General features: G+C 36.3%; 9 protein-coding genes. 1 reads left to right on the forward strand and 8 read right to left on the reverse strand.

The window, feature by feature from the left end:
• Nucleotides 1–94: 94 nt before the first annotated feature.
• The 3 genes from glmS to BM088_RS08720 all read right to left on the reverse strand — a co-directional run bounded on the left by glmS (nt 95) and on the right by BM088_RS08720 (nt 3466).
• Nucleotides 95–1942 carry a glutamine--fructose-6-phosphate transaminase (isomerizing) gene (gene glmS / locus BM088_RS08710; RefSeq protein WP_091982835.1) on the reverse strand — a complete coding sequence of 616 codons (1848 nt, stop codon included), beginning with the start codon at nt 1940–1942 and terminating at the stop codon, nt 95–97.
• A gap of 46 nt (nt 1943–1988) precedes the next feature.
• Nucleotides 1989–2762, reverse strand: coding sequence for a DeoR/GlpR family DNA-binding transcription regulator (locus BM088_RS08715; protein ID WP_091982837.1), 774 nt, complete (start codon nt 2760–2762; stop codon nt 1989–1991).
• Between the two features lie 170 nt (nt 2763–2932).
• On the reverse strand, nt 2933–3466 hold the full coding sequence (locus BM088_RS08720; protein ID WP_091982839.1) for a hypothetical protein: 534 nt from the start codon (nt 3464–3466) through the stop codon (nt 2933–2935).
• A 194-nt stretch (nt 3467–3660) separates the two neighbouring features.
• Here BM088_RS08720 and BM088_RS08725 point away from each other — a divergent pair, with 194 nt between their 5' ends.
• Nucleotides 3661–4077 (forward strand): hypothetical protein, encoded by a 417-nt coding sequence (locus BM088_RS08725; protein ID WP_091982841.1) that lies wholly within the window; start codon nt 3661–3663, stop codon nt 4075–4077.
• Between the two features lie 149 nt (nt 4078–4226).
• Here BM088_RS08725 and BM088_RS08730 read toward each other — a convergent pair whose 3' ends face one another.
• The 5 genes from BM088_RS08730 to BM088_RS08750 are packed head-to-tail and all read right to left on the reverse strand — an operon-like array spanning nt 4227 to nt 11826.
• The gene (locus BM088_RS08730) at nt 4227–4937 is read right to left on the reverse strand and encodes an ABC transporter ATP-binding protein (RefSeq protein ID WP_091982843.1); all 711 of its coding nucleotides are present in this window, start codon (nt 4935–4937) and stop codon (nt 4227–4229) included.
• A gap of 24 nt (nt 4938–4961) precedes the next feature.
• On the reverse strand, nt 4962–7373 hold the full coding sequence (locus BM088_RS08735; protein WP_091982845.1) for an ABC transporter permease: 2412 nt from the start codon (nt 7371–7373) through the stop codon (nt 4962–4964).
• Between the two features lie 21 nt (nt 7374–7394).
• Nucleotides 7395–9824: an ABC transporter permease gene (locus BM088_RS08740; protein WP_091982847.1), complete on the reverse strand. Its 2430-nt coding sequence runs from the start codon at nt 9822–9824 to the stop codon at nt 7395–7397.
• Complete coding sequence (locus tag BM088_RS08745) at nt 9825–10526, reverse strand: ABC transporter ATP-binding protein (protein WP_091982849.1); 702 nt, start codon at nt 10524–10526, stop codon at nt 9825–9827.
• Between the two features lie 16 nt (nt 10527–10542).
• Nucleotides 10543–11826, reverse strand: a complete 1284-nt coding sequence (locus tag BM088_RS08750; protein ID WP_245763784.1) for an efflux RND transporter periplasmic adaptor subunit — start codon at nt 11824–11826, stop codon at nt 10543–10545.
• Nucleotides 11827–11969 lie beyond the last annotated feature (143 nt).

An 11969-nucleotide genomic window follows, 5' to 3' on the forward strand; every position in this document is an offset into this window, starting at 1 on the left:
TTAGTAAGCAACTTTATTACTTGGTAAAGAACTTTAATACTTAGTAAAGAACTTTATTACTTTCCCACAACCACAAAAACACTTATCATATTGATTACTCTACAGTTACTGACTTTGCCAAGTTGCGAGGTTGGTCAACATCAGTGCCTTTGATCACGGCAACATAATAAGATAATAATTGTAATGGAATGGTATAAACGATAGGCGCTAAAATATCTTCAACCTGATTTACGTTTACGACACGCATTGTTTCATCTGATTTAAATTCTGACGCTTTATCAGCAAATACGTAAATGATACCGCCACGAGCACGCACTTCTTCTACGTTTGATTTAAGCTTTTCTAATAATTCATTGTTTGGTGCGACAACTATGATAGGCATATCAGCGTCTATTAACGCTAATGGACCATGTTTTAGCTCGCCTGCCGCATAAGCTTCCGCATGAATATAAGAAATTTCTTTAAGTTTTAATGCCCCTTCCATTGCGATTGGATATTGGTCGCCTCGGCCTAAAAATAATGCATGGTGTTTATCTGCAAACTCTTCAGCTAAGCCTTCAATACCTTCATCTAAAGAAAGCGCTTCTTCTAATTTATTAGGCAGTTCTTTAAGTGCCTGAACAATCGCTTTTTGAGGTAGTCCCTTTTCCTGTGCAATTGATGCCACTAGCATTAACAAGCCAACTAATTGCGTCGTAAATGCTTTAGTAGAAGCAACACCTATTTCCGTACCCGCTTTAGTCATAAAGGCCAAATCAGATTCACGTACTAATGATGAGCCAGCAACATTACAAATAGTCATAGATGCCATATAACCTTGCTCTTTAGCAAGACGCAATGCAGCTAACGTATCAGCTGTTTCACCTGATTGAGAAATAGTGACTAATAAGCTATTTTCATGCACATAAGATTTACGATATCTAAACTCTGAGGCAATTTCGATATTACAACTCACACCTGCGTACTGCTCTAACCAATAACGGGCAACCATTCCAGAGTGGTAACTCGTACCACAGGCAATAATTTGCACATGTTTTACTTGGCTAAAAATATCAGTCGCCTGCGTACCATTAAATGCACCAAACGCATCTAATGCAACAGTATTTTCATTTAATCTGCCTTCAAGAGTATTACGTACAGCAACAGGTTGTTCGTAAATTTCTTTTAGCATGTAATGGCGATACTCACCTTTACCCGTATTGTCGTTAGTGGCATTTGATTCATGCTGCTCACGCTCAACGGCATTACCGTCTTTATCAAATATCTCTACCGATTCACGTGTAATGCGAGCAACATCACCTTCTTCTAAAAAGATAAAATTACGCGTTACAGCTAGAAGAGCGAGCTGATCTGAGGCAATGAAGTTTTCGCCTAAACCTAAACCGATTACTAACGGGCTGCCAGAGCGTGCAACTATCATTTCATTAACGTTTTCTTTATCAAAAACAACAGTACCGTAAGCGCCTTCTAACTGTTTTACACTCGCTTGTACTGCTTCTAATAAGCTTGAAGTTGTTTTACGCATATCATGTACTAAATGCACCATAACTTCGGTATCAGTATCCGATAAAAACTTATAACCTTTGGTTTTTAAGCTTGCACGTAATTTTTCATGATTTTCAATTATGCCATTATGTACCAATGCAATTTGATCATTTGAAATATGCGGGTGAGCATTTACTTCTGTTACACCACCATGAGTAGCCCAACGAGTATGTGCAATACCAGTTGTGCCTTTATGACCACTTTCGTTTAATGCACTTTCAAGGTTTGCAACTTTACCAACTGACTTTACTGTATTTAATTGAGTACTGCGTTTGCCCTCATTTGAAACAAGTGCCACACCAGCCGAGTCATATCCTCGGTATTCAAGGCGCTTTAAACCTTCTACTAATATTTTATTTACTGGGCGTTCTGCAACAGCCCCAACTATTCCACACATATTTATCTCCTGCACGGGTGTATGGTTAATATCCTTATGGATATGTTTATTTGCTTACTTCAGCACAAATAAGTTGTACGCCACAGCCTTTAATCGCTTGGCAAATATCTTCTGCCAAGTTGTTGTCGGTTATTAAGGTTGTAACTTTATGCCAAGGTAATTCTAAGTTTGGTATTTTTCGTCCAATTTTGTCTGACTCTACCATTACTATCACTTCTCGAGCAGATTCCGCCATCACTTGGCTTAATCCCATTAATTCATTAAATGTTGTTGTACCACGTTCAATATCAATGCCATCGGCACCAATAAATAACTGATCAAAATCATAAGAACGTAATACTTGTTCAGCAACTTGCCCCTGAAAAGACTCAGAATGTGGATCCCAAGTACCCCCGGTCATCAATAAAGTAGGTTCATTTTCAAGTGATAACAATTGATTAGCAATATTCATTGCATTTGTCATTACCAATAAACCACGTTTATTTGAAAGCTGTGAGATCAAAGCCGCTGTTGTTCTACCACTGTCAATAATAATACGATTATGGTCTTTAATGAGGTTAGCAGCCGCTTTGGCGATTGCCATTTTGCGACGCGAAACGAGTTCTTCGTTGCTTTGTGCAACAATTTCTTGTGGTAACGCAATTGCGCCACCGTAACGACGTAATAGTAGACCGCTTTTTTCTAATGCGGTTAAATCCTTTCGAATCGTAACTTCTGACGTTTCAAATTTTTCAGCCAAAGTATCCACACTTACTTCTCCAGATTCATTAACCTGATTCAATATAGTATGGCGTCTTTGTTGTGTATTTCGTTTTGTCATTTGTTAGATTTAAGTTTCGATTCGAAAGATAAGGGTATTAAAACAAAACTTGTTATAAATAACAATGATCGGATATAAAAAATTCGACTTAATAAAAACCCCTTCATTTAAAAGGTTTTAAACCCCTCTTTTATAAACCGACCAATAAAATACTGGTCGGCAATAGATAATTATCGAATTAACTTAGTGGCCGTCCAAGTATCTCCAGAATATAAATCAATACCTTTGAGCATATTAGGTAATTTTTCAGTTATTTTATAAATTCTCTTACAACCAGAATAATTCATACCATCTGGTAAATCTGTGCAAAAAGTAATAACACCCGATTCGGTTACACTCTTATTATTTATAGGATAAAACTTACCTGAACTTAATATAGTTATTAACCCGGCCTCCGTAGTGAATTCTAATTTTTTTCGCTTCGTTTCAGATTCATGATCTTCTAAAAGTAACCATGATGTACCTGCCAAACTGTCAAAATTAACAAGTGCATTATTATCTTGCAGTTTATATTTGACCTCTCCTCCATTTGTTAACCAAACAATATCAGGTCGATTATCGCTATTCATATCTATAAATTGAAATGATTTAATATCACCATCTTCCAAAAGAACTTTTGTATCTTGGTATTCAACCTCAACCGCTTTACTAGTAAAAGCTAAGATTAGAGTTGCTAGCGTTAGAGCTGAAAATTTTGTATTCATTATTAAAATCCTAATATTATTGTTCCGATTAACGATATTGCTAACCAGCCACACCAACATACCATCGATTTTAAATACGCAAGTTTTACAAAATTAACTAATTTAGTTTTATAATGTAAAAATAAATGTTGCCCCCTATTTTGGAAACCAAGTAAATTATCAGGGAGTTTTAAATATAAATTAACGGATTAATAATGTTAAAAAAAACATTTATATATGTTGCCATAGTCACAAGTTCATTTACTTCATACGCTGAATTATTTTCAGAAAGCTACTATAAAAAACTAACTCCTCATTTTTCAGGCTACCTTGAAGAACTAAAAGAATTTAATAGCAATTTAGTTAAATCTGATTTTATTGCGTGTGATTTAGCAGATCAAAAAATTGATCCGTGTGATGCTGATAAAAGTAAATATTTATATGACTACGCAACTGGAAATTACGGTAAAAAAATCAAACGAAGAAATGGTTTTGCCATCGATAATTCAAACCTGAATTATTTGGAAAATGAACTGTTATCTGCACATGCTGAATATCTAAAACAAACAACACAAGAAGCAAGACAACGTGTCGCAGAATATTTAGAAAACACCAACAAAGCAAAAAAATAGAAGCTCTATACAATTAAACATAAATTCACATACTCAAGTAAAAACTAGACATAGCACACTTCTTTAAAAACGGCCTTAAATCAATACATAATTGAATTCAAAGACCGTTTAAAAGGCTTTATGTAAAACGGGCACTTACACTAAGTTATTTACAGGGTAGTCTCTTGCGCAACTTGCCTCGCTTTATCTAACATAATGTGGCCATCTAATAAACGTACCGTTCTACTTGCATATTGAGCATCTTTTTCTGAGTGAGTCACCATAATCACAGTTGTACCTTGCGCATTTAGTTCTTTGAGCATATTCATCACTTCTTCACCATTTTTTGAATCTAGATTGCCCGTAGGTTCATCGGCTAATATAAATTTAGGGTCGGCGATTAAGGCTCTTGCAACAGCAACTCTTTGTTGTTGACCTCCTGACAACTGCTGTGGAAAATGCTCACTTCTATGGTCTATCTCTACACGTTTTAATATGGCCTCAACTTTTTGTTTACGTTGTGCTTTTGATACCTTTAAGTACATCAAAGGTAACGCAACATTTTCATATACAGTCAACTCATCAATTAAGTTAAAGCTCTGAAATACAAAGCCAATTGCTGTTTTACGTAATTGCGCCAAACGCGTTTCACTAAACTGCGATATATCTTGGCTTTTACCAGAGTCAGTAAATTCATATTGACCTGAACTCGGTGAATCTAACATGCCTAAAATAGATAATAATGTAGATTTACCACAGCCTGATGGCCCCATAATTGCTAAAAACTCACCTTGTGCCACCGATAAATTAATATTATTAAGAGCGGTTGTTTCAACATCTTGTGTACAAAATACGCGTGATAATTGCGTTAATTTAATCATTCTTTAAGTCTCTTAATGAAAACATTATTCATAACGTAATATGAGTGAAGGTCTTGTACTAGCAGCTTTAAACGCAAGGCTTGCCACTGTAACCCAAGTGATAACAGCGATGCACAAAGCTGCAAATAAATATACCCACACGGTTTGATTTACACGGTCACTAAAGTTAGCAAGCCAATCACCCAACAACCAATAACTCACAGGAAAAGCGATGGCGATACTCATCAAAATCAGTAATAAAAATTCTTTAGCTAATAAATTTACTAAGCTAAAACGTGATGCACCTAATACTTTTCGAATGGCAATTTCTTTTTGCCGACGAATAGCTGCAAAAGAAGCCAAACCAAACGTACCTAAACTCGTTAAAAATATAGCGAGTAAACTAAATAACGTCACCATGTCTAAAGCTTTATTTTCATTTTTATGGACTGCTTTATAATCATCTTTTACTAAGCTAATTGTGATATCACTTAACCTAAGTTCCTGCTCTACTAGAGCGTTAATTTGGGTAATGAGAGTATTCACATCAGGTGTTGAAGTTTTAATGACGATATTACTCAATACATTTGTATCTCGGCCTAAAGCAAATGAAATGGGTAATGATTGTTGGCGTGCAGAGCCTATCTTTACATTTTCAATAACACCAACAACACTTGCAGTTAATTTAGAGCGCGCAATACTGAGCTCCATTCCCACGACAGAATTTAAATCGCTATAACCTGCCAACTGCACCATTTTACGGCTCACTAATACACCTAGTCTGCGATTTCCTTCTTCATCAACTTGATACCATTCACTATTAAATTTTGGCAAAAAATCTCGACCTGCCAATAATTTCAACCCTAATACTTCCGCAGCATAAAAACCAGTAGCGACACTCGGTTGGGCACCCGTTAAGCGTTCACCATTAGGCCAGGTAAAGTGATACTCACCATCCATATCATTCGTTAAATCAGTGCCTGTTAATGTAACTTGCTTAACACCTTCCAAGCGTGTCATCGCTTCTAATAAAGTATTATTGTCTCGTTTAAAAACGACATCCGTAGGTAACCCTTTAACAATAATACGCCCGTGCTTTTCATACCCTACATCTAAATTGTTAACTAACGTCATTTGTTGATATAAAATAATTGCCGCAATTATTAACCCCACCGATAGGGCTCCTTGCAAACACAAAGTCAGTTTTCTGATAAAGATAGCTGTACCACCCCGGACTAAATCACCACTAAGCACACGTTTGGCACTAAAAGATGAAATAAATAATGCGGGATATAATCCAGATAACAGACCAACAGTAAAAATAACAGCGATAGTGACAAGCATAAATTGTGAGCCATAATTCAAACTAAGATCTCTATCCATCACCTGATTAAAGCTAGGTAAGCCAATTTCAATTAAAGCAAAGGCCAATATTCCAGCCAGCGAAACCACAAACAAGGACTCAGTTAAAAACTGAGTAATAAGCTGACCTTTACTTGCCCCAAGTGCTTTACGCACACCAACTTCTTTTGCACGCTTAGCCGATTGTGCAATGCTCAAATTAATAAAGTTGATACTGGCTATCAATATTAAAATCACACTTAGACTTATGCAAATTTGTAGGGTTGCAAAAGATCCACCTTTTTTCATTTCAAAAGGACCGTTACTATTGAAATGTAATTGTTCTAAGTTGACTAAATCTATTTTTATTTGTTGCCATCGTTTCGATTTTCTCCTGAGGTGAAGTTGCTCAGTCATTGCTTGTGAAATTTTTTGAATATCAGCATGCTGACGCAATTTAAAGTAGTTATATCCCCATGATCTCGCCAAGAAATCAGCCGGTACTTGCGTTAAAGAATCAAACTTAAAATGCGTATTTTCAGGTAAATTTTTAAATACAGCACCTACAGTATATTGACCAGATTTGTAGCTTAATGCATTTCCAATGACTTCAATTGAGCCAAATAATCTCAGCGCTTCCTTTTCACTAAGCGCTAATTTATTGGGTGCGTGTAACGTATTTTTAATATCACCACGAATCACCTCTAAGGCAATAAAATCTAGGATATTATCGGTTGCCATATAAAAGTTTTTCAGTCTGTATCGCGTATTATCATTTTGTACTAAATCAATCGCATCTTCTCGATAATTAGGTAAATCTTTTGCTGTTATTAAGCTAAAAGCATCTAAAATATCAGCGTTTTTTTCTATTTCAGTCGCACTAGAATTAAGAGAAGTTCCGGTTATTTGTAAACCCCAAGCAGTAAAGTCTTGATGTGCTCTATAAATATGTTCACTATCAGGGTGTTGCTTATCGTATGACAATTCATTTTGAGCATAAAGTGCCATTAAAATTGCTGCTGTTAAGCCTATGCTAAATCCAATTAGATTAAGCAAAAAATGCTGTGTATCTTTTTTTATCGCACGTATTGCAGTTGTAATATAATTATTTAACATATTACTTTTCCTTATAAATTATTATTCATCACGTAATATGAGGGAGGGTCTTGTACTGGCTGCTTTAAATGCAAGACTGGCTACTGTAAGCCAAGTGATCACAGTAATAATCAAGGCTGAAGTTAGGTATACCCAAAGCGCCTGATCAATACGCTCATTAAAGTTGGATAACCAATCTCCAACTAACCAATAAGTAATGGGGTATGCAAGGGCAATGCTGATTATAATTAGCACTAAGAATTCTCTGGCAAGTAAATTCACTATACTCAATCGCGATGCGCCTAATACCTTTCGCATAGCGACTTCTTTTTGGCGACGCAAACTGGTAAATGAAGCTAAACCAAAAGTACCTAAACTGGTTAAAAAAATAGCCAATAAACTAAAAATCGTCACCATATCTAATACCTGATTTTCACTTTTATGCAGGGCTTTATAGTCATCACTTATTAAGCTAATGGTCACATCACTTAGTTGTAGTTCTTGCTCAACTAATGTGCGAATTTTAGCTACTAATGTGGGTATATCAGATGTAGATATTTTGAGTACAATATTGCCAAAACTATCAAAATAATTGTAATTATCAAAACTATCACCAAGACGAAATAAAATAGGCAGTGCTTGTTCTTTTGCTGAACCTAGTTTAACGTTTTCAACGACACCAACAACATTCGCAGATATATTAGAACCGGGCATAGTCAGCTTCATTCCCAATACTGACTCAATATTAGTATAACCCGCCAATTCAACCATACGCCGACTCACCAAAACAGCAAATATACGACTTCCTTGTTCATCAATGCGATACCAATCACTGCTAAATTGAGGTGAAAAGTCGCGACCTGCAAGTAATTTAAGCCCAAAGACTTCAGCGGCATAAAAACCAGTCGCAATACTAGGCGGTATACCCGTTAAGGTCTCGCCATTAGGCCAGGTAAATTCAGCTATACCACTAGATTCATCGGTAAAATCAGTATTCGTTAAAGTGACTTGTTCAACCCCTTGCAAACGTCTCAAACTACTCAATAAAGCATTGTTATCTCGTTTAAATATGGGCTGGGAGGGTAAATTTTTAACGATAATGCGAGATTTTTTTTCGTAGCCTAGGTCTAAATTATTCACCAGTTCCATTTGCTGGTATAAGCTAATGGCAGCAATTATTAATCCCACAGATAGGGCGCCTTGCAAGCATAAAGTGAGTTTTCTAACAAAAATAGCTGTTCCACCACGAACTAAATCACCATTGAGCACACGCTTTGCACTGAAAGATGCAATAAATAAGGCCGGATATAGCCCAGACAACACACCGACACTCAAAATGACCACAACCATTACCAGCATAAAAGATGAATTAAAGCTAAAACTCAACTGGCTATCTATAAGCTGATTAAACTGTGGTAGCCATAACTCAACTATGGCAAAAGCCAGCAACCCAGCTAGCACAACGATAATTAATGATTCAGTTAAAAATTGCATCACTAATTGTCCCTTAGTTGCCCCTAATGCCTTACGGACACCCACTTCTTTGGCACGCTTTGCCGATTGAGCAATATTCAGGTTAATAAAGTTAATACTTGCAATTAATATCAAGATCACACTTAAACCAATACAAGTTTGTAACGTAGCCAAAGAACCACCAAGTTTCATTTCGAACGGTCCGTTACTGTTAAAATGTAATTGCTCTAAGTTGACTAAAAACTGTGTTATTGACTGCCACTCCTCAGTTGGATTAATGACATGAAGGTGCTTTGTCATTGCTTGTTCCAACCTAGGTATATCTGCTTGAGGACGAAGTTTGTAATAATGAAATCCCCACTGACTGTCTCCAAATTCGGCTGGTAAGTGCATTAACGTATCAAACTTAAAGTGGGTATTTTCTGGTAAATCTTTAAATACGGCACCAATGCGGTATTGCCCTGTTGAATAGTTAAGTGTTTGATCTACGGCTTTAACCGCTCCAAATAACCGCAAAGCTTCGCTTTCACTAATAACAAGTTGGTTAGGCTGTTGTAAAGCCTTCTTGATATCACCTTCAAGCACCTCTAATGCAATAAATTCTAAAATATTATCAGTTGCGATATAAAAGTTATTCAAGCTATGGTAGGTACCTTTTTTCTCAACCAAATTTAGCGCATCTTCTTGGTAGTTAGGTAAACGTTCGGTGTTAATTAGCCTAAAAATTCCTTCAACATCTGCATTTTTTTCCATTTCAGACGCAATTCTGTAAGAAGATACGCCTGTTAATTGCATGCCCCAGGCAGTGAAATCTCCATGGGCGCGATACACTCGCTCACTATCGGGGTGCTGATTATCATAAGACAATTCATTTTGAGCAAATAGGGCCATTAAAATTGCCGCGGCTAAACCGATACTGAAGCCAATGACATTAAGTAAAAAATGTTGTTTATCTTTTCTTATTGCGCGCATTGCCGTGACAAAATAATTAACTATCATTTAAGCCACCTCAGCGGGCTGCGACTCTAAGTTAGTTTGATCTAGCATGATTTGACCATCTAATAAACGTACTAAACGATCAGCATAGCGCCCTTCCTTTTCTGAATGCGTTACCATGACCACTGTGGTACCTTCCTGGTTTAATTCTCGTAACATCATCATCACTTCATCACCATTTTTTGAATCTAAATTACCTGTTGGTTCATCTGCTAAAATCAACTTAGGATTGATAACTAAAGCTCTTGCAACGGCGACACGTTGTTGTTGTCCACCTGAAAGCTGTTGTGGTAAATGATCCGCCCTATGATCTATATCTACACGTTTTAAAATGGCGTCAACACGGTTTTTACGCTCCGATTTAGAGATACTTTGATACAATAAAGGTAACTCTACATTTTCATATACGTTAAGTTCATCTATTAAATTAAAGCTTTGAAATACAAACCCTATTGAAGCTTTACGCAGCTGGGCTAATTTCTTCTCACTATAATTAGCAATGTCTACACCTGAAAAATCAAAACTACCCGTAGTTGGTGAATCTAACATGCCTAAAATCGATAATAAGGTTGATTTACCACAACCTGAAGGGCCCATAATGGCAACAAACTCTCCTTGATTAACAGTTAAATTAATACTGTTAAGTGCTGTTGTTTCTAACTCTTGAGTTCTAAATACACGGCTTATATTCGTTAATGAAATCATATTTTATCCTTTAAACTTATTGTAAGTTAAGCTGCTGCGCTTTATCGAAATTGCTATAGTTTGAAGTGATCACTTGCTCACCAAGCGATAACCCATCAAGCACTTCAAAATAATGTTGATTTTTTTTACCTAAGCGAATATCTCTACGAACAGCTTTATCAGTTTCTTGATCTAATACATAAACCCAATTACCACCGGAGCTGGTAAAAAATGCACCTCGATTAAGCAATAAAGCCTTGTCTTTGTTGCCACCTAACATCAATTCAAGATTAATGCTTTGCCCACGCTTAATACTGCCGACCTCTTTTGGTAAATCGACTTCAATTTGAAATTGCGATTGGCTAACACGACTATCTATTTTGCTGACCTTAGCTGTCGCTTGTATTGCTTCAAGCTCAACCAGTACATCCATGCCTCGCTGTACTTGATTTAAATAAAACTCATCAAGCCTCACAACTAATTTATATTCATTAGGAATATCTATTTGCCCTAATCTTGCACCTTGGTTTTTTGATTCACCAATCTCAACATCTAACTCACTCAAGTATCCAGATACAGGCGCTTTTATTAATAAGTTTTCAAGATTATCACGCGCAAACTGTAGATTTTTTTCCAACATTTTAGCGCTGTCTTCTAGTTGTGCTATTTGCACCTTACGAATACTATTTTCCTGCTGTTGACGCTCTAATGTCAGGGTTTTTCGTGCATGGTAATAAGATAAGTCCTGTTCAATTTCATCTAAACGATCTTTTGCTAATACACCGTTTTTTACTAGTGGCTTAGACTGCTTTAACTTCCGTGATAAATGCGATATTTGCAAATCTATTTCCAATAAGTCTCGGCGTAAGTTTAAACGACTGGTTTCCATATTCATTTGCGTATTTCGTAAAAAATTAAGCTGCTCTGTGACTTGTGCTTCACGGCTCATAACATCAAGCTGTAAATTAGTATTACTTAAACGTACTAAAGGTTGGCCTTTTTCAACAAAGTCACCTTGTTCAACTAAACGTTGTTCCACTTGGCCACCAGCAATCGAGTCTAAATAAATACTTGTTTTTGGTACTACCTGACCACGTAAACTCAACGCATCAATAAATGCGCCTTGACTTACTGTACTAATAGTAACGCTTTGAGCATCTATATTTTGACTGCGACCTACTGATTGGCTTGATGAAAAAGCATAAGTAGCAACACTGATTACAACTATCACAAAAAATAAACTTATCTTTTTTAAAGCCAATAAGCCTTTAGGTCTTTCTATTTTTTTATCCAATTCACTATTCCAGCTATCACGTTTCATAATGAAACTATTACAATTGCCATGCCAAATTATTTTTCACTTAAACTCAATGAGTTATAAAAACTTAAATTTTATAACCTATTTAAAGTGTCCACGTATAGAACAGTTAAACGTCCATAAATGGACACTTTGTAGTAAGTGGA

This window comes from Pseudoalteromonas denitrificans DSM 6059 (assembly GCF_900112265.1).
Taxonomy (GTDB): Bacteria; Pseudomonadota; Gammaproteobacteria; order Enterobacterales; family Alteromonadaceae; genus Pseudoalteromonas; species Pseudoalteromonas denitrificans.

Coding starts and splice junctions, on each gene's coding strand:
- glmS (WP_091982835.1), bottom strand. CDS start 1,942: ATGTGTGGAATAGTTGGGGCTGTTGCAGAACGCCCAGTAAATAAAATA.
- BM088_RS08715 (WP_091982837.1), bottom strand. CDS start 2,762: ATGACAAAACGAAATACACAACAAAGACGCCATACTATATTGAATCAG.
- BM088_RS08720 (WP_091982839.1), bottom strand. CDS start 3,466: ATGAATACAAAATTTTCAGCTCTAACGCTAGCAACTCTAATCTTAGCT.
- BM088_RS08725 (WP_091982841.1), top strand. CDS start 3,661: ATGTTAAAAAAAACATTTATATATGTTGCCATAGTCACAAGTTCATTT.
- BM088_RS08730 (WP_091982843.1), bottom strand. CDS start 4,937: ATGATTAAATTAACGCAATTATCACGCGTATTTTGTACACAAGATGTT.
- BM088_RS08735 (WP_091982845.1), bottom strand. CDS start 7,373: ATGTTAAATAATTATATTACAACTGCAATACGTGCGATAAAAAAAGAT.
- BM088_RS08740 (WP_091982847.1), bottom strand. CDS start 9,824: ATGATAGTTAATTATTTTGTCACGGCAATGCGCGCAATAAGAAAAGAT.
- BM088_RS08745 (WP_091982849.1), bottom strand. CDS start 10,526: ATGATTTCATTAACGAATATAAGCCGTGTATTTAGAACTCAAGAGTTA.
- BM088_RS08750 (WP_245763784.1), bottom strand. CDS start 11,826: ATGAAACGTGATAGCTGGAATAGTGAATTGGATAAAAAAATAGAAAGA.